Annotated in this window: 14 protein-coding genes; 10 read left to right on the forward strand and 4 right to left on the reverse strand. The window is 40.8% G+C overall.

What is annotated here, in order from left to right; genetic code table 11:
* The first annotated feature begins 236 nt into the window (after positions 1-236).
* Complete coding sequence (locus tag ACMXYS_RS02180) at positions 237-722, forward strand: DUF2489 domain-containing protein (protein WP_415883351.1); 486 nt, start codon at positions 237-239, stop codon at positions 720-722.
* 3 nt (positions 723-725) lie between these two features.
* Positions 726-1100: a hypothetical protein gene (locus ACMXYS_RS02185; protein WP_415883352.1), complete on the forward strand. Its 375-nt coding sequence runs from the start codon at positions 726-728 to the stop codon at positions 1098-1100.
* On the opposite strand, the gene ACMXYS_RS02190 is transcribed toward ACMXYS_RS02185, so the two are convergent.
* The 3 genes from ACMXYS_RS02190 to ACMXYS_RS02200 form a co-directional block, all read right to left on the reverse strand.
* The gene (locus ACMXYS_RS02190; protein WP_415897445.1) at positions 1086-3737 is read right to left on the reverse strand and encodes an ATP-binding protein; all 2652 of its coding nucleotides are present in this window, start codon (positions 3735-3737) and stop codon (positions 1086-1088) included. The two genes, ACMXYS_RS02185 and ACMXYS_RS02190, sit on opposite strands and share 15 nt — an antisense overlap.
* Positions 3734-4609 carry an ABC transporter substrate-binding protein gene (locus ACMXYS_RS02195; RefSeq protein ID WP_415897446.1) on the reverse strand — a complete coding sequence of 292 codons (876 nt, stop codon included), beginning with the start codon at positions 4607-4609 and terminating at the stop codon, positions 3734-3736. Before ACMXYS_RS02195 ends, ACMXYS_RS02190 begins: the two co-directional genes overlap by 4 nt.
* Before the next feature lie 109 nt (positions 4610-4718).
* Complete coding sequence (locus ACMXYS_RS02200) at positions 4719-6851, reverse strand: TonB-dependent receptor plug domain-containing protein (protein WP_415897447.1); 2133 nt, start codon at positions 6849-6851, stop codon at positions 4719-4721.
* A 237-nt stretch (positions 6852-7088) separates the two neighbouring features.
* Between ACMXYS_RS02200 and ACMXYS_RS02205 the strand changes: the two genes are divergently transcribed.
* The 3 genes from ACMXYS_RS02205 to ACMXYS_RS02215 all read left to right on the forward strand — a co-directional run bounded on the left by ACMXYS_RS02205 (position 7089) and on the right by ACMXYS_RS02215 (position 11499).
* Entirely contained in the window at positions 7089-8534 is a 1446-nt protein-coding gene (locus tag ACMXYS_RS02205; RefSeq protein ID WP_415897448.1) for an extracellular solute-binding protein, read from the forward strand.
* A gap of 8 nt (positions 8535-8542) precedes the next feature.
* Complete coding sequence (locus tag ACMXYS_RS02210; protein WP_415897449.1) at positions 8543-11134, forward strand: EAL domain-containing protein; 2592 nt, start codon at positions 8543-8545, stop codon at positions 11132-11134.
* A 110-nt stretch (positions 11135-11244) separates the two neighbouring features.
* The gene (locus ACMXYS_RS02215; protein WP_415883358.1) at positions 11245-11499 is read left to right on the forward strand and encodes a hypothetical protein; all 255 of its coding nucleotides are present in this window, start codon (positions 11245-11247) and stop codon (positions 11497-11499) included.
* A gap of 1 nt (position 11500) precedes the next feature.
* Here the strand turns inward: ACMXYS_RS02215 and ACMXYS_RS02220 are convergent, their stop codons facing one another.
* A complete protein-coding gene (locus ACMXYS_RS02220; protein WP_415897450.1) occupies positions 11501-13657 on the reverse strand; it encodes an EAL and GGDEF domain-containing protein in 2157 nt (718 codons plus the stop codon).
* Positions 13658-14043: 386 nt separating this feature from the next.
* Between ACMXYS_RS02220 and ACMXYS_RS02225 the strand changes: the two genes are divergently transcribed.
* From ACMXYS_RS02225 to ACMXYS_RS02245, 5 genes are all read left to right on the forward strand, one after another.
* On the forward strand, positions 14044-15459 hold the full coding sequence (locus tag ACMXYS_RS02225; protein ID WP_415897451.1) for a TolC family outer membrane protein: 1416 nt from the start codon (positions 14044-14046) through the stop codon (positions 15457-15459).
* A gap of 7 nt (positions 15460-15466) precedes the next feature.
* Entirely contained in the window at positions 15467-16258 is a 792-nt protein-coding gene (locus ACMXYS_RS02230; protein WP_415897452.1) for a hypothetical protein, read from the forward strand.
* Positions 16251-17138, forward strand: coding sequence for a hypothetical protein (locus ACMXYS_RS02235; protein WP_415897453.1), 888 nt, complete (start codon positions 16251-16253; stop codon positions 17136-17138). The genes ACMXYS_RS02230 and ACMXYS_RS02235 overlap by 8 nt, the downstream gene beginning before the upstream one ends.
* 86 nt (positions 17139-17224) lie before the next feature.
* Positions 17225-18052, forward strand: coding sequence for a radical SAM protein (locus ACMXYS_RS02240; protein WP_415897454.1), 828 nt, complete (start codon positions 17225-17227; stop codon positions 18050-18052).
* A gap of 87 nt (positions 18053-18139) precedes the next feature.
* Positions 18140-18913 carry a SapC family protein gene (locus ACMXYS_RS02245; RefSeq protein WP_415897455.1) on the forward strand — a complete coding sequence of 258 codons (774 nt, stop codon included), beginning with the start codon at positions 18140-18142 and terminating at the stop codon, positions 18911-18913.
* The last annotated feature ends 17 nt before the right edge of the window (positions 18914-18930 follow it).

Below are 18930 nucleotides of genomic sequence, written 5' to 3' on the forward strand. Positions count from 1 at the left end.
CTTAATTAACCCGAATATTAAACTGAATGCTGTCCTTAGCTGTCCTTAGCTGTCCTTAGCTGTCCTTAGCTGTCCTTAGCTGTCCTTAGCTGTCCTTAGCTGTCCTTAGCTGTCCTTAGCTGTCCTTTAAGTTATTAATCCTTTTAATGGGATTTTGCGTACATTTCCCCTAAACTTCGCATTCATATTTTTTGGTTTAATAGCGTCCAATAGTTATTGGTTCTAAGGTTGTTTGTATGTCTGACTCTCTAATTTATACATTAATTGCTATCTGTTTAGTTGTCTGTGTTGTAGCTATTTACTTCATTAAGCGTCATTACACACAGATTAAACAAGTTAAGGCTGAGCAAGCATTACAGGCTGAAAAAATAAGTAAACGCTATAATGAACGTAGGGCTTATTTGATTGAGAGTGTGCAGGTTATCTCTAGAGCGGTAGGTAATGACGAAAAGTTAACTACGACAGAGGCATGTATTCGCTTGTCTACTTTACTTGAATCTCTAGCGCCTCAGTTATTACAACACGCGGATTACTCAGTCATTTATGAGGTTTATAAGCGTACTGAACATATTCCAATTAAGGACCAGTGGAAAGCGCTCTCTAAGCAGGCTAAGTGGTCATTTCAGAGGGAAATGTCGCAGATCGACTCTGAACTTGGTGAGAAAGTGAAGCAAGCTGCTGCTAAATTGGCTAATTATGATTTTGATGAGAGTCTCCATTAATGTATGGAATTTTTACTCGTATTTTTAATTAGTTTCATAGTTCTTGTTGGAGTTGCCTTGGCATTTGCTTTAGGTAAACCGCCTACTTACCGTCCATCAAGAGCAGAGATAATGGCTCTTCTCGTAGACCTGATGGAAAAGCGTTTAGAAGTTGCGCGTTGGGAAATGTTTTTATCTCTCCCTATACTGCACGACCCTGAATTGGAAAATATTAGAAAGGGGTGTCTGGTAGTTGCTTTCGGAGATAATGAGCATCCGCCTGCAGGAGAAGGGCTAAGCGGAGCTATTTATGACCGTGACGGAATCCAGCGTATCAGAGTGATAGCTGTTAAATTAGATCATTTGATTAAATCTGAGCCCAGTTCAAAGCTCTTCTGACAGATCGTACTGTTCGTTTTCAATTATTCTCTTGAGCTGCCAAAGCTCCTTCCAGATGGCTTTGTACTCTTGCTCTATTAGAGCGTCATGTAATTTGTTGCCGCTGACTTCTAGTTCTGGAATCTGGAACAAACCAGCTAGGCCTAAAAGCTGATGACTATGATTTCTCATCATTGCTATATCTTTACTTTCGAAGCCGTTCATCATTCCCTGTAGTTGTTTTCTGACTTCTTCTGACAGCTCTTGTTTGCCTAGGTCATATTTCTCTATATCAGTGACTTCTTTTTGAGTAGTAGGCAATAACGGTCCATCATTTTTAGTAAAGGATAAGAACTGGTTTATAGAATGGCAGAGGTCACCATCATTAATTGGTTTCAACAGAACATGGCTTATGCCAGATTCGATTAACTTCTGATGTTCACTGGCTATGACGTTAGCGGTCAAAGCTAGGATCGGCAAGGTCGGTTGTGTAAGCCTGATCTGTTTTGTAGCTTCTATACCATCCATTTCAGGCATGTGCACATCCATCAATACCAAGTCTGGTTGATGTTTTAGAGTTTGCTGTAGCGCTTCACTACCAGTCCGTGCCTCAAGTACTTTTGCGCCTGCTTGGGTAAGAATCTTCCTGACCAATAAACGGTTAAAGTCATTATCCTCTGCGATTAATATGGTTGGTGAATTAAGAATCTGTAACGCGTTCGCAGTTTCATATTCAGGAAGTTTGTAAGAATCAGGTGATAATGCGTTTAGCAGTAGTTGGGTTCTTGCAGGTTTGCGCAACTGCACAACTCTGTAGTTATTGATAATCGATACAGGTGTGCTACTTAAGAGGATCAGTCTACCATTGGATTTATCTATTATTTGGTTAATCTGATCTATGGTGTTTTTCTGTGTGTATTGAGGAGGTAGGCCCCAGACGATGGTGCTTTCTGGTAACTCTGCACTTAAAGACAACAGTTCTGCATACGAGGAAGCCTCAATGATTTTGGTCTGCATGCTGCTCAGTTGATGTTTTAAGCCTTGGCTATATAGTGGATTTGCGTCAAACAAGAGAATATTTTTACTCTTATAAGTGTGCTGAGCTCTTTGGCTCTGTCGTGCAGAAAATGGGATTTTAAGTGTTACTTCTGTCCCCTGGTTTTCCTTACTAGTTAATGAGATTGAGCCGCCCATCAGTTCAGTTAGGCGTTTTGCAATAACGAGTCCTAGTCCAGAACCCCCAAACTTTCTTGTGATAGAAGTGTCTGCTTGGCTAAACGCCTGAAACAGATTAGTAATTCTATCTTCTGGTATGCCAATGCCGGTGTCCTTGATAACGATTTCAAGTTCTGTCTGAATAGGGTCACTTTTACGGGCTGAAACATGCAAGCAAACGTAACCTGAAGAAGTAAATTTCACGGCATTACTGATTAGGTTAGATAATACTTGTCGTAATCTGATTGGATCGCCAATAATGAATTTAGGCGTATCTGCTTCGATAATTGGTATGAGCTCTATGCCTTTTTCATTAGCCGCAGCTGCTTGCATCTCCATAACATCAATCACACAGCTTTCAAATTCGAATGAAATCTCTTCTAACTCAATTGCATTCGATTCAAGCTTTGAGTAATCAAGAATATCATCGATGATTGAAAGTAATAAGTCAGAGGTTAGGTTGATAATTCTTGTGTATTCTTGTTGCTCCATCTGCAATTCAGTCTGATCCAATAATCGGGCAAAGCCCGAAACTGAAGTTAATGGGGTACGTAGTTCATGGCTCATACGAGCAAGAAATTCATCCTTAGCAACGTTTGCTTTATCCGCCCTTTTACGAGCTTTATCCAAAGCTTGGTTCTGTTTCTCTAGATGAACAAGTGTGGATCTTAAACGCTTGGTCGCTTTATCGACTCGACTTTCAAGCGTCTGGTTTGATTCCTGTACGCGTTGAGCTAGTCGGTTGATACCTTGCGCAAGTGAGCGTAGTTCGCCTGTACTGGATAAACTTGCACGAGTTTCAAGGTGACCATGTTGTAGCATCTCAATTACATGGGTTAGACCCAGAATTGGGTTGGTGATCCGTTGCCCAAATCGTGATGCGATTAATAAGGTGGTCAGTAAGCCTATGATGGCAAGGATTACCCCTTTCGTTAATATCTCAAACTGTCGTAGCTGTGTTGGTTTTTCCGAGAGAGCTATTATTACCCAGCCAATAAATTCTGGTTCAGCTTCCTTTCCTACAGGATCATCAGAGTCTAAAAAGTCCACGCCAGTTGCGACAACAGGGTGTAGGAAGTAAACCTGGTTGTTCTTATATAGTGGGTAACCTGCATCTTTATCTAATTGAGGTGCATTTGGGTTGCCTTGAACAATCACATCAAAGGACGGTGAAAGGAATATTACGTCATTTACTTCCTCTGTTTTTGTAGCGGATCGAATGAGGCCTTGAAGAATTTCTTTGTTGCCAATTAATAAGCCAAATTCAGCTGAGGTCGACATCATACGTGTCATTGTCTGGCCCTTTTCGATCAGAGCGTCATGTGCATCATCCAAGCGAGTATTAATGAAGTAACCACCTAATAATATAGTGATCATGCATAGCGGAAGCAGGGTGATAATTAAAACGCGCTGCCTGATACCTAAAGTTAACTTGCGCTTCATCGCTCCATCTCCATCAATTGTTGGGTAAGAGCGTCTTCTGAAGGTAATTTAATGTTCAGAGAGTTTGCTGCTTTTTGATTAGTTATCACGGAAAAGTACTTGGGGTATTGAGCTTCAGGCAAGCTAGTACTTGTGATTGCTTGTTGAATTATTTCTGCGGTTTGTTTACCTATTTGCTCTGGCGTTGAATAAACCGCAGTTAAAGCGCCTGCTTCCACATATTTCTGTGAGAAGCCAATTAAAGGTATCCGTTGTCGAAACGAGATATACAAAATCCATTTTGCAGTTGTGCGGTTGAAAACAGATTTGTCTGGTAGAGACAAAAATAGATCAGCATTACGAATAAGGGGCTGAAGTTTATGTATCGGGTTGTCGCTTTCCTGAAGAACGGTTGAACTGAGCTCAAATTGCTGTTGTTGCGCGGCTGCTTCTAATAGTGGTAGATCATTCTTTGAATTAGGTCCTAGTGCTGTAGCTACTGTATTTGCATTGGGGGCGATTATTCGTGCTAATCGAAGTTGCCGTGTATAAGGTTGATCTAGAAATACTGCAGTAATGGTTCCATTCTGAATTCGAGTATGGTCTTTTTTCCTCGCTAATAAAGCTTGATAAGTGAGGCGAGGTAGGAAACTCGCGTATAGCTTTTGAGATGCTGTTATTCGATTGTATAGTCGATCGGCTGCTCGTGAGCCAACAGCAACAATATGCTCGAAACCTTCGGTATTAAAGTTGTTATCTTCCAAATCTTGCAAGGTAACCACTTTGGTATGTGAGGAAATATTGACTTGAATGCTGTCCGCAACTTTTTGATAAGAGTCTGATGAACGGCTTAAAACAACAAGGTTATCTGCGAAAACAGGGGGTATGGACAAGATTAGAGCAAACAAAGCACTTAGCAGCGGAAAAATCCGCCACTTTATTCTGTACAGTGTATAAGAACTCTTAGTCAACACATCTACAATCCATTGTAGCTTCTATAACTTAGAAAGTTAGTCCTAGTTGTAAATAGGAGCGACGATCAAAAATGTTATTTGAATAGAATTCTGCATATTCTTTATCGAATAGATTCTGAACAATCAAGGATAGTTCCAGTTCAGTATTCGCATCTAACTGGAAGCTATTTGATAATTTCATATCTGTTCGTGTGTAATTTGTACGCCCACTGTTTTTGTCGCTGAAACCCTCAATCCATTCAACGTGATCCATGTAGTAATGTGCTAATGCCAATAAACTATTGTTTGTCGGTTTAGTTGAAAGCATTAGAGATGCTGTGTGTAAAGGCGTGCCAGAATTGAGTGGTACTAGTCTTGGGTTTGCTTCTGGGTATGCCCCACGGTTCCAAGTTCCGCGAGTCTGGTTGTAACTATAGTTAAAAAGGATTGTGCTTTTATGAGGCTCTAAAGATGTATGCTTAAGCTGGATTTCGGCACCTTGATTCGTCCATTTAGAGTTATTCATACCGATATCATAGAGACCATCGACTAGGTCAATGTTTAGAGGGTCTGGATTTATTCTTGTGCTACGTATAACGGCGTTACTAATGTCTTCATAAAATACTCTAAGATCAAAATGACTACCATGTTCTGGCCACATACGTAAAAAACCAATCTCAAATGAGTCGATCTCTTCAGGTTCTAGTTTTCCAGGTATACTGTCGTAATCGATTAATGTGCCTTTGGGAGCTAGAGGGTCTACAAAAGGGCTTAGATCTATAATTCCGCGACGATTTGTTTCCAATAGAGAAGGCATGCGATGTGCGCGAGAAAATGCTGTTCTGATAGTGGATACATCATTCAAGGCATAATTTAGGGCTGTTCTAAATGACGTTGCCCCGCCTACAGAGCTGCTTTCTTCGAACATAGCGCCTGCGTTCAGGGTGATTTTATCAGTCGCCTTGTATTGTATATTTCCGAAGAGCTGCCAACTGTTTCCGTGGACCCATTCCTTATCAGGGTATTGCAGTAAAACATTACTTTTTATGCGCTCATGTTTAAAGTCACTGCCTATTACTGCACTGGTATTATCATTTGGGCGAATGGTGTATAGAACTCCCAATTCATGGGTCTCTGCAGTGCCTCGTTCGGTATCTTTTGGTGCAACACCATCATTAGCTGCAAGCAATAACTCTGCTATTTCCACTGATGGTAATTCTTCGATGATGGCGACTTCTTCAGCATTAAGGTTTTCAGTGTCAAGCTTTAAATAATTATGAGTATAACGAAGTTGAAGTTCTGATTGATTGTCTAATACTCTATTCCATCGGATATCCTGAAAATTAGATGTGTGGTCTCTAGGAGAAAAGCCAGCATCATCGAGATCAGTTTTATCCGAATCTCCCCGATATGCATATCCTTTAGAAGCTCCGATGTCAAAATGTATAGTGTCAGAGAGGTTAGGGGTTATTGAGCCAGAAAGCGTGAAAAACTTGTTATGTGCACCATCTTGATAGTAATCAATGCCGTCATTTTTTTCGCTGCCTGCAGATAGGGTATAACTAATATTTGAGATTGTGTTGGAGTGGCGCGCGGTATAGTTTTCTGTGCCTATCGAGCCTCTAGTGACTTTTACGGCTGTTCCTGAATCGGCTATAGGTGACTTTGTAATTATATTGATAGCGCCAAGAAAAGCATTGGAACCATGTGTGGGAACGTTAGAACCGCGTACAACCTCAATATGATCAATATCGTCCATAGTTATTCCCACTGTTTCCCAGACTACAGTGGATAGTAATGGGATATATATGGAACGACCATTGATCATCACTTCCATGCGTGATGGGAAATCATCAGTTACACCGTGATAGGTGGCCCCCATCTTATTGCTGTTGATATGAAATACTTGCATGCCAGGCACTAAGCGAAATAGGTCAGGAATGTTTAATGCGCCAGAGGCTTGGATTATGTCTTGGTCAATGATTGTTATCGCGGCAGGGGCTTCTGTTAGTTTCTGTGACAGATGTGTCGCGGAAATTACCTGAGGAATGTCAATAAATATATCTTCTTCAGTGAACTCTGGTAATTCAGAGTGATTGTTAGCTGAAACGTTTAAAGCAGCGGTAAAAAACAAGGGAGAAAGTAAATATTTAGAACGTTTCGTTATTTTGCCATAAATCATGCGAGTACATCCTATCAAAGCATATGAACTTAGGTTTGCGAAACTAATGAGGGAGGAATAGAGCGTTGGAGTTAGATTTTAAGCCCAACATACACAATAATTATTCCCATAATAACAGCCTCAATGATGAAGCCGTTGTTTTCCAGTATCCAACTCATTGTTAACTATTGTCGCCAAACTTAATGGATTATCTATGATAACTTTATGTGTATAGCAATTAAACCAGAGGGTTGAGAGTTGAAAATCGTTTTTAGGTCCTTTTTTTATATCTTTTCCCTTACATTGGTGTCGGCATTATCAATTGCCGGTGAACAAGCCGATAAGGCGATCGAAGGTGTAAAAATGCTAGTTGCACAAGGGAGTATAGCACCTGGCTCGGTTATACGTTTGGTTGCAAAGCAGGGAAACATAGTCAATTTTTTAGGGAAAGATCATGGTCTAAAAAATCGATGGGAGGCGGCAACAGGTATACTAATAGATGCTAAAACGATGCCTCAGCAAGCTTCAATTGACTATATTCAGAATCATAAAGATGTAGATCTAACTGTTGCGCGAAACAGGGAGTATGCTGATCTGTATCATAGTGGATTGATTGTGGATCTTACGCCATTTATTGCGCGTTTTAATTTTGAGTTCTTGGGATCCGGGAAAAATAGTTTTTTAATGCCATACAAGCAAGCTTTCTATGCCGGTACACCAGTCGCAATTCCTGCGGATGGAGATATAGCTTTGTTATATCTTCGCCGTGATTTGTTGGAGGACCCAGAGAATCAGCAGGCTTACCAAAAACAATTTAATGAAACACTGAAAGTACCAGAAACATGGGCAGAGTACCAAAGGCAGGTAGCATTTTTTCATAAACCAGGAGATGGGTTTTATGGTTCTGTAGAACAGCGCGACGAGGCTTCTGCATGGATGTTCTGGATGCCTCGGTATGTTTCGCAAGGTTACCCTAATCAGTTTTTATTCGATGACAATATGAAACCATTGATTGAGAGTGAGGCTGGGATTGCAGCGACAGAAAGTTATTTAGCAACGCTTCCCTATTCTCCTTCAGATATTCTTGATCAAAGCAGTAATTACACTTATACCTTACCAATTTTTATGAGCGGAAAGGGTTATTCAACCATGATTACGCTTGCCGGAGCGAAAATTTTTAATTCCCCTCATTCTAAAGTTAGAGAAAAATATATCGCTGTATCAATGCCTGGAACAGCCGTTGGAAATATAGTAAATCGCCGGACCACGCTTATTTATGGTAATAACCTGGTTATTCCTAGTACTGCTCAGAATAAAGAGTTGGCGTTTCTATTTGCTATGTGGCTAACCGATCCGGATGTATCAGAGCTAGCTTTATCTGAAAAAGGTGGCTTTTCCGACCCTTACCGAATGAATCACTTTGAGTCGAAGGTGATTCAGGCTACGTACGGAATGAATGTATTAGAAGTGGCTCTTAGAGATATACCAGTGACCGTGCCTGCAGGGACTGGGTTGCCAGGTGATACAGACTATATTGCTGCTTTGAATAAACAGCTGTTCCTTGCTTCAAAGGGCGAGAAGTCTGCAAAAGAGGCAATGCGTGTGACGGCTCAAGAATGGGAGCGAATTACAGAAAAATATGGTCGAGAGCAGCAGATTAAATATTGGCTTAAAATGAAAACGTTATTTCCAACTGTCCATTAAGGATTATTTTGGCTCTTATTGATAGTAAAAAGCATCAGCTAACTATTCAGCGAAAATTACTGTTTGGTGTCATATTAATGGCACTGTTTGTTGGGATTTTGTTGTCTATTTCTAATCAAATCGCTCAGAAATCTACTAAGCAACAGGCGGAAATACAGAACCAAGCAGTCAAACCTTTAGTCCTAGTTAATTCACTTCAATCCCAAATCTATCGTATTCGAGTTACAGAAGTTAATTTACATGTGGAGAGTGATTTCTTCGCACTCACAGCAGCATCGGAAAAATTATCAGCTGATATTCAGTTGTTTGAAGGTAATTGGCGTGCCTTTATCAATGAATTTGGTGATGGACATGAAAGACAAGTTCGCTCAATTGATGATAATTGGAAACGGCTACAAGCTACACTTGATCAAGTAATTAAAGCTGCAATAAATGGGCAGATAGCGGAAGCCTTTCGTTTGTCCCAGTATGAATCTCAACCTCGATTTAATGTGATTGCGAAGGATTTAGAAATCCTTGTAACCCAGATCGAAATTACGACAGATGGCTTTATTAATAATGCAGTTGCTGAACTTGAAGCCCAGCAGCAACGATTTATGATGATTTCAGCGTTTGGGATGCTGATTGCCGTTATTTTAATGATCCTTTTTTCACGTTATTTAGTTTTACGTTTGAATCGAATGCGTGAGGCGTTTTCTAGAATTGCCAGTGGCGATCTAGAACACAAAGTCGATGTGGTAGGGCATGATGAATTAACAGCCTTGGCACGATCATTTAACGCGATGCAGCAGAAGCTTGCAGATCGACAAGTGGCCTTAACTCAAGCGCGTTTATTATTGGAAGAGCGAGTTAGAGAGCGAACTAAGGAACTAAATGAATCTAACCTAAAGCTTCGCGAAGAAGTGATAGAGCGGGCGAAAATTCAGCAAGAAGTAAAAATCCTTTCCCTTGCTGTATCTCAAACTCCAGTGAGTATCATTATTACGGACTCACAGGGAAATATTGAGTATGTGAATGATGCTGTTGTACAAGCGTCTGGTTTTGTAGAAGAAGAGTTGCTTGGTCAAAGTGCAGTGTCTTTTATTAACAAACAACATACCACTGAAACCTCATTTAATGATTTTTTACAGGCTATTAAAAGCGATAAAGAATGGGCTGGTGAATTATGCTCTCGAAAACAGTCGGGTGAAAATTGTTGGGAATTTGTTCATCTATCCCCTGTAATGACCAGTGCTTCGGATGTCACTCATTATTTGATCATTAAGGAAGATATAACCAAACGCCGTGAGCAAGAGCAGAGACTGTTATACCAAGCTAGTTATGATGCATTGACTGAGCTGCCAAACAGGACGCTTGGAATGGAGCGTTTAGCGCAAGGGGTAAGTAATGCTGGTCGGCAGCAGCATAAATTAGCTGTGATGTTTATCGACCTTGATGGCTTTAAATATGTGAATGATTCCCTCGGGCATGATATTGGCGACCAATTATTAATTATGGCCGCTTCAAGGCTACTGAACACCGTTAGAGAGTCAGATGTTGTTGCGCGTTTGGGCGGTGATGAGTTCTTAATTATCATGCCTGCAATATCGGAGCAGGCTGATTGTTTTCCTGTGCTAGAAAAAATTAAAAAAGCCTTTGCCGAAACGTTTGAATTGGCGGGTCATAGCTTAGCTGTTACGCCTAGTATTGGTTTATCTATTTTTCCTGAAGATGGTGAGGATGGGGCTATTCTATTGCGAAATGCCGACCTAGCAATGTATCAAGCTAAAGAGGCAGGGAGGAATACGTATAAGTTCTTTAATCATCAGATACATGAAAATCTTACGATGCGGATGCAGGTGGAGACTCAATTGAAGTCAGCTCTCGGAAGAGATGAATTTTCTTTGTTTTATCAGCCTATTGTCGAAGCTAAAACTAAAAGATTAGTTGGGGTGGAGGCTCTGTTACGTTGGGATAATGAGGTGCTAGGTTCTGTCTCGCCAGATCAATTTATTGGGATAGCTGAGCAAACAGGGTTTATTGTGCCGATCGGTAATTGGGTTTTGGAAAATGCATGTATGCAGATGACTGAATGGCGTGAACAAGGATTGAGTGATCTGACGTTAGCGATCAATGTATCCCCTCGACAGTTGCAAGGAGAGGGCTTGGGTAGAGTAATTGAACAAGCATTGAAAGGTGCAGAGCTTAGCTCTGAATACTTAATCTTAGAGGTGACGGAAGGATTATTGATCAGGAATCCTGCTGAAGCCAAACGAACGTTAGAAGCGCTTAAGCAGCTTGGTGTTGGTATCGCAATGGATGATTTTGGTACAGGGTATTCGTCCCTTAGTAATTTGAAAAATTACCCATTCGATATCTTGAAGGTAGATAGAACTTTTGTACGTGATATAGCATCAGATCCTGAAGACTGTGCACTCGTTTCAGCAGCAATTAGTATGAGTAGTGGGTTGGGTTTACCTGTTGTTGCTGAAGGTGTTGAGACTGAGCAACAATTGAATATATTAGCGGATATGAATTGTGATCGGGTACAGGGGTACTTCTTTAGCAAGCCATTAGCTCCTGATGATTTCTTGCTCTGGGTCAAAGATTATCGAGGTTAAGGTATTTTCTCGACTAATTAATGACATCTTTTACTACTTAGTTCCGTTGGTTCGCTACCTTCATTGACGTATATTGTGTAGCGAACGTTAATTAATTTTGGGTATTGTTTATGTGGTCTGTAGACGGGCGCCAGGTTGTGCATCAGTCGGGTCTTTCTATTGAAGTTTTGGATGGTAGTTTTAGTAATCCGCTTGATCTATCGATTAAAGGCGATAAAGGCTTTTCTGCTCCAGAGCTCGCTTTAATGATTCGGGAGGGAATGGAATACGCTGCTAAAAATGGTGCGAAAGCTGCTGTAAGAGCTATTACGCCCAAGAGAGTGGTTGATAAACCAAAACGGCCTATTTTGAAACTTAAAAAGTAGTTTATTGATGGCGGCTTATTAATTTAGTCAATTCGTCTTGCAGTAAAGGCTTGCTGTAAAAATATCCCTGAATATAGTTACATGCTTTTGCCGCTAAATAGTCTCGCTGAGACTGTGTTTCCACTCCTTCTGCAATGACTTTTACCCCAAGCGCGTGTGCCATTGCTATAGTAGCGTCTATTAATGCAGGGGCAGTTTCATCTTCTTCAAAATCCTGCATGAAACTGCGATCAATTTTTAGCGTGTTGAAGTTGTATTGGCGAAGATAATTCAGGGAGGAATAACCTGTGCCGAAGTCATCCATAGAGATTTGGATGCCTAATTGAGAAAACTCCTCAAACGCTTTTTTAATATAGGTTTGATTACCTAATAGAACCCCTTCCGTGATCTCTAAATGCAAGCTGTCGCCTGATAGTTGATTGGTATTGAGGTATTTTTTGATCTTATTGAGCAGGGTAGGCGCTTTAAATTGAAGCGGCGATAAGTTGACTGCAATTTTGAAATTTGAATCGTACTGTTCAGTCCAGGTTTTAGTGGCCTTTAATGATTCTTTTAAGACAAAGTAGCCTATAGGAATGATTAAGCCTGTTTGTTCGGCAATGGGGATGAATTCGTCGGGAGAAACATGTCCTAGTGCAGGGTTTTTCCATCGTAATAAGGCTTCTGCTCCCACAATATGTTCAGATTGGGTCTCAAATACGGGTTGGTAGTTTAGATCGAACTCATTACGAGCTAATGCCCCGTGCATCTGTTCTTCAATCAATAAACGACGTTCTATACCGGCATTCATATCTTCAGTGAAAAAGTGATAGGCATTCCGGCCTTCGCTCTTTGAGTGATACATAGCGGAATCGGCATTTCGTAGTAGTTGATCAGGTTTGGTGCCATCATCAGGAAAGATAGAGATGCCAATGCTGGTTGTTAGAAGTAGCTCTCGATTTTTAACTTGGAATACATCGCGAAAGCTTTTAAGTAAGTTTTCAGCAATTGGACGTACTTCAAGCGCATCTTCGAGGTTGTTGATAAGGACAATAAATTCATCGCCACCTAAACGTCCTATTGTATCACTGGCACGAATCATGGAACGTAACTTATTTGCTGCTTGAATAAGCAGCTCATCTCCAAGTGCATGACCTAGCGTGTCATTCACTTTTTTAAAATCGTCGAGATCGATAAAAAGAACTGCAAGCTTTTTATTGTTACGCTTAGCTTCTTGGATCAATAGGTTTAATCGGTCGAGTGCTAAGAATCGATTGGGTAACCCTGTTAAGCTATCGAAGTGCGCTTGGTGAATGATTTTTTCTTCTTGGACTTTTTGGCTTGTTATATCTTGTAGGGTTTCTATCGCACCGATGGTTTGACCGTCTTCATCTTGTAGTGGGGCTGCCGTAAAATATAACCAGCGGCCATCATGCATTTTAGGGAAGTAATCTTGAGCTTCAACCGCACCTGGAATCAGTTCCGATGGCTGGAATTTATGTCCGTAGTGTTGCTCAATATCTTTGGAAATAGCACCATTAAGTACCAAATTGGCCATCACTGGGCGTGGATGATCATAAAAACCTTTCCAAGAATCTTTAGTGCCAATTACTGATGAGGCCGGTATGCCAGTTAATATTTCACACGCTTTATTCCAATGAGTGATGATGTGTTCTTCATTGATAACAAAGCTGGCAATAGGATTACCAACAATCATTTGAGATAGTTGTTGTTGGGTCTTTTTAAAGGCTTTCCGTGCTTGATATAGATCAGTAATGTTGGAGGCTATGCCTCGATAGCCTGAAAAATTACCATCAATATCAAATGTAGGTGCTCCACTGACGGTGTAGCGTTGTAGTTGACCTTCTTCATTAAAAATATCGTACTGGAAATCATAGAAAGGCTCGTGTTTTTTGCATAGAGCCTTGTGTTCCTGCATTGCAGAATATGAATCAGGGCTAATAGGCATTTCCCAGCGGCAGCGACCAATAAAGTCGATTTGATTGCGGCTCATCCGGCTGATGCCGGTGCCAGAAAAACTGATAAATCTAAACTCTTTGTCTTGTTCCCAAAACCAATCGGACGATAGTGCTGCAAAATCATTAAGACGCTCTATCTCCTGCTGCAATTGTGCAACTAGAACTTCGTAGTCGTTGTTTTTGATGGCTTTGGTACTCATGAAGGTGGCTACTACAGTTTATTGCTCAAAAGTTAATAGATGATAGTTGAAAGTATAGATGTTGAATTTTATTTCAAGAAAGAGGTTTGGTTAATTTTAAATGCCATTAATACCCTTTATTTATTTGTGGTTTATAGGGTGGCTCTTGCAAATAAAGTTATAGAAAATGTATAAAAACTTAACTTGTTTTCAAATATACTATAAAAATGTAGAGGTTCTGTTCTATTAATGAACATTTCTCAATTAAGTGCCTAGCATTAAGTAGTTTTGGATTACGTGATGTTTTATTGAAAGTCGCGTTTAAACATAAAAAAATCTGCATCCTGATAGAAACCGATCCTGTTGCAGAGCGGGCTTAAAAAAGGAAAAGTACAAAGGTATCTATTATGCGTAAAAGTGTAAGAAAGATTATCACAGCTGCATGTCTTTCAGGGTGTATGGTCAATCTATCGGCTAATGCTGAAGATTTAATAGATGTTTACAAATTGGCACTGGAGAATGATCCAACGTTCCAAGCGGGATTTCATGAGCATGAAGCCTCTAAAGAAATCTATGCTCAGGCTAAGGCAGCGTTACTTCCTACAATAAAGTTCGATTATTCTCAGACAGAAACTACGCAAGATATTGTCAGTTCTGATAATCAAGTCTTCTCTAGCGGCAGCACCTCTTATCCAACCACTGAGATGACACTTTCTCTGACTCAATCTCTCTACAGCTATAGTAACTGGGCTTACTTCAAACAAGCCAAGGAGGACGTGAAAAGGGTCGCGTCTGAGCTAGAAGATGTTCGTCAAGATTTGATAATGCGTACCGCTGAAAGCTATTTCTCAGCGCTACGTGAGTACGATAATTATACCTCGGTTAAGTCTGAAGTTGCTTCGTTAGAAAAACATTATGAGCTTGTCCGTCAGCAGCGTGAAGACGGTTTGGCTCGAATTACAGATGAGCTAGATGCTCAGGCTCGTTACATGCAAGCTAAAGCACGAGAAGTGGAAATCAGAAATACGTTAAAAGATGCGCTTCAAAGCTTGAAAGAGATGACTGGACAATTGCCTCAATCTTTAGTTTCTCTCGGTCTTGATATGGACTTAGTTGAACCAACGCCTGCAATGCCTCAAGAGTGGGTGGAAAAAAGCCGTAATAATAATCCTAAAGTTTTGGCCAAACGTTATGCTACAGCTGTGGCTTGGCAGGAGGTTCGTAGGCAGAAGGGCGGGCACTACCCTACCTTAGATTTTGTGTTCTCTCAGAATAACCGAGAAACTGAAGGCTCGCTATTTGGTGGCGGCTCCGAAGTTGAAACGCAAGATATGATGGTTAAATTAACTGTACCAATTTACGCAGGTGGTGCAGTGTCTTCCAAGGTTAGAGAATCCGTTGAACTGCATAATAAAGCTCAAGACGAATTAGAAGTTGAATGGCGTGCTACGGAACGTGAAACTTTTGCTGCATTTGATGGTGTTGTTGGCTCTATTGCTAAAGTAGAAGCACTTCAACGTTCTGTTGATGCTTATGAATTAGGTGTTGATGCAAAACGTACAGCTTATGAATCAGGTTTGACTTCTAGCTTAAGTGTTTTAGATGCAGAGCGTGATTTGTTCTTTGCTAGAACAGAGTTTTCTAGTGCTCGATATGACTATCTTATTAATACGCTACGCTTAAAACGCGCAGTGGGCCTCTTGAGTGATACGGATTTGGAGCAAGTTAACGCAATGCTTTCAGGTGAGGAGCAAGCGTTTGAAATTACGGCATCTGTTATGGATAGTCGTACTTATCGTAGTTCTGAACAAGCTCGCCGATAGGTTTTAAATGCAGCCTCAAGCTGTATTACTATCTGCCTTCTCCTCGTTGGCTGTTCCATTTGGTTATGAGCGTTCCTGCAAATTAACGGCAGGGGCGCTTAATCAAAACCGTTTTCTTCTTACTCAGCACAAAAATTGTTTCGGTGAAAAGCCATTCACTTCGCTGCGGAAGTTGGCTGATGATTTAGCCATGCCTTTGGAGGGCTTGGAATGGCTTCAGGCGAAGTTTGATATGGCTGGGCTTGTTCATCTTGGGTATGAAGATGAGCATGGAAGACCGCTATGTAAGCTCTATCTTGAGTACCCCTGTCCTGTTGGAGAACGTTATGAGGTAAATAGTTCGAAGGGTGTTTTGCTGCATCAGGCTATTAAATGGTATCCCAATAGTGGCTGTCATCTCATCACTGACTATCGATGTCTCCCTTCTTTTTCTATGGCGCATGTCTTTTCATTTATAGAGCAATGCTTAGGCTCTTCTGGGCGAGTACAGTCTGCGTGGGTTCAAACATTATTGGAGCAGGTTTGCGGGTCTGAATTACCAATGATGCTCGATGTATCTGAGCCTGGAAGTGTTCGTAGGTCCTTTGATATCAATTTGTATGATTTCTCTCTTCGAATAGGTGAATTTGACTTCTTGCTGAAAAAGCTGTTTCAAAGCTTTTCAATACCGTCTGCATCATCGGATAAATTTCTAGAGCAAAATGCTGGTCGTATTTTGGGGCATGTATCTGGCGGAATAAATCGAGAGGGTGAGCCTTTTATTACGTTGTATTTTGGAGTTGAAGAGCGCTGTGGCTAACATGAATGAACTGGAGCCTTTTGTAAAACAGTGCGGTCCAGAGGCACTGTTGCTGGATTATTGCCTTTGGCCGTATACCCCTTTAACGGCTACTGATGGCAAACAGCACTCTTTCAATCTTCTATTGAATAGTTTTGAAGCAGCGGACGTTGGAGTTAACGGCGTTAAGCTGATAAACGAAATTCAGGAAGTGATGGGGGAAGGCCGGACCGTTTGGGGGGTGAAGCTTGCTGATGGGAAAGTTAGCTGGGAGCTGTATTTTTATGATTATGAGCGCCTTGAGAGAAAAAACTCCTTTACTCGTTTAAAACAGTTGATGCCCGATTCATTATCCACTGTTTTGGATATATCAGAAGATGTACCTTACTTTATGTTTTCGATCGATCTGGATGTCGATGGGCTGAATACAGGTTGTTTGAATTTAAGTGAAGCGAATGTCTATATTGGGAATGACGGTAGTAATGTGTCTTCAGGTATTTGTTATGAATTGTCTGAAGAGGGGCTTTCCTTAAGTAATCTTTATTACTTCTATAACTCGGTTAAAGAGAAAGAAGATATTCTGGCAAAGATCGCAAGCTCCGTGCATTTGAATCTGCGGAAGTTAGATTTTAATAAGATTCTCTTACCCGAACTTCGTGATTGCGAAACGACTGTGGTTGCAAATAAAAAGCAAAATGAAGGTATCTACTTTTCTCGTATTAAAATAGAGCAACTTATTTGGTTCTTGAAAGCTGTGGGTTACCCAGAACTGATTCAGAGTTATGTCATGGCTTCTAGGAATGAATTGGATCATATGCTCTATGATGTCGGTATTGATTACAAAATGCTCCCTGATGGCCAGATAGAAGTTTTGAAGACAAGTTATTACGGAATCTTTTAATGCTTTCTATAGAGGAACGATTCGATCACAGCGCATACGTCTCTATGACGATGGAGTTTCGTTGTAATCTCAAATGTGTTCACTGCATGATCGAAGATACAATGGACTATCTGGAACCTCAGAGTAGAGAGAAATTTGAGGAATTGCTTGCTTACAATATGAGGCATAAAAAATGGGTTGGGCTGATTCTTACGGGATCTGAGATTACTTTGCATCGAGACTTGCCTGAGCTAGCAAAAGCCGCAAAGCAGTCTGGATTTAAGCACGTTCGAATTCAGAGCCACGGCATGCACCTAGGGAAAGAAGAATATTGTACAAAGCTAATCGAGTCAGGCGTGGATGAATTCTTTATCAGCGTTGCTGCAGCAGATGCTCAATCACATGATGAAATAACCCAAGTTCAAGGGTCATTCAATAAGACGCTTCAAGGAATGAAAAATATAGATCGTTGGAAGCATGCGATCAGTATTACTAATACAGTAGTCACAAAAGAAAGTTATAAGCAGTTACCGCTGGTTGTGGATGCTTTAGCGCATTTAAAAAACTTGGTGCAAATGGAATTTTGGTTTTATTGGCCGATGTCAGGTAAAGATGACAAATCTCTACTGGCGCCTCATTTGGAGATGCTGCCTTATTTAAAAGAGGCTGTAAGAAAAGCGCAATCATTAGGTCGACGTGTAGAAATTAAAAACTTTCCTCAATGCTTACTTGGTGAATATAAGAACTTGTTGGTGAATGGGCAGCCGCAATTATTTATAGATCCTATATTTTGGCGTGAGTTTGAAAAGAACGGATTCTATCAGTGTAAGCACAGAGATAAATGTGAATCCAATGAATGCCTAGGATTGAACTCTGCTTATATAGAGCGCTATGGTTGGGAAGAAGAAATACTTATTCCACAGAGCAATAGTTAAATAGTTAAGTTGCAGTACAGGTGTATTCTTGTCTAAGATGTGAACCTTGGACTGCAAATTACTTTAGAAATATGAAGGAAATTCATCGTGACAACACAGTTACTGATTTACGGGGATGTTCAGCCAATCAATAAGCAGCGTCATGCAGATTGGTCAGTTAAGGCAGGGAACCAGTATGGTTTTGCTCAGGCGGTAAATTCAGTTCCGCTTATGGCTGTTGAGTTTCCTAATGCTGCAGAAGAGTATTGCGTTGTTTTTGCAGGTGAAGGCGAGAATTTACTTCCTGTTGTTCTGATGGGTGTAAGAGAGCAGGAAAACCTCTATGTAGACCAAGATGGTGGTTGGAAAGCGAAATATATCCCTGCATTTATTCGTCGCTACCCATTTGTTTTCTCTAGTGCGGATGATGGTTCTACATTGACGCTTTGTATTGATGAAGGTTTTGAAGGTTGCAATCAGGAAGGTCGTGGAGAAAAACTTTTCGATGCTGATGGCGAGCAAACACAGTATTTAAGCTCGGTTTTGGATTTCCTGAAAGAATATCAAGTTCATTATCAGCGTACAAAAGCCTTTGCGAAAAAGCTTCAGGAGCTTGATTTACTTGAGCCTATGGGGGCGCAGTTCACTACTCCAGCTGGCGAGAAGCGCACAGTAACAGGTTTCCAAGCTGTAAATCGTGAAAAGCTTAAAGGTTTAGCACCAGAAACCTTTGCTGAATTAGCTAAAACGGATGAGTTGGAACTCATTTATGTTCATCTGCAGTCAATGCGTAATTTTACCAAGATGCTTGAAAAAGTTTCTGGTACAACAGCAGTTTCCACTGATGATAATGCAGGAGCTTCAGACGAAGTGACGCACTGAGTTTTAGGGTGGTGATT

The sequence above is a fragment of the Neptuniibacter sp. QD57_21 genome, assembly GCF_047778075.1.
Classification (GTDB): domain Bacteria; phylum Pseudomonadota; class Gammaproteobacteria; order Pseudomonadales; family Balneatricaceae; genus Neptuniibacter.

Excerpts from the sequence above, each read along its gene's own strand:
- ACMXYS_RS02225 (WP_415897451.1), top strand. The coding sequence starts at position 14,044 with ATGCGTAAAAGTGTAAGAAAGATTATCACAGCTGCATGTCTTTCAGGG.
- ACMXYS_RS02190 (WP_415897445.1), bottom strand. The coding sequence starts at position 3,737 with ATGAAGCGCAAGTTAACTTTAGGTATCAGGCAGCGCGTTTTAATTATC.
- ACMXYS_RS02220 (WP_415897450.1), bottom strand. The coding sequence starts at position 13,657 with ATGAGTACCAAAGCCATCAAAAACAACGACTACGAAGTTCTAGTTGCA.
- ACMXYS_RS02230 (WP_415897452.1), top strand. The coding sequence starts at position 15,467 with ATGCAGCCTCAAGCTGTATTACTATCTGCCTTCTCCTCGTTGGCTGTT.
- ACMXYS_RS02180 (WP_415883351.1), top strand. The coding sequence starts at position 237 with ATGTCTGACTCTCTAATTTATACATTAATTGCTATCTGTTTAGTTGTC.
- ACMXYS_RS02185 (WP_415883352.1), top strand. The coding sequence starts at position 726 with ATGGAATTTTTACTCGTATTTTTAATTAGTTTCATAGTTCTTGTTGGA.
- ACMXYS_RS02240 (WP_415897454.1), top strand. The coding sequence starts at position 17,225 with ATGATCGAAGATACAATGGACTATCTGGAACCTCAGAGTAGAGAGAAA.
- ACMXYS_RS02215 (WP_415883358.1), top strand. The coding sequence starts at position 11,245 with ATGTGGTCTGTAGACGGGCGCCAGGTTGTGCATCAGTCGGGTCTTTCT.
- ACMXYS_RS02200 (WP_415897447.1), bottom strand. The coding sequence starts at position 6,851 with ATGATTTATGGCAAAATAACGAAACGTTCTAAATATTTACTTTCTCCC.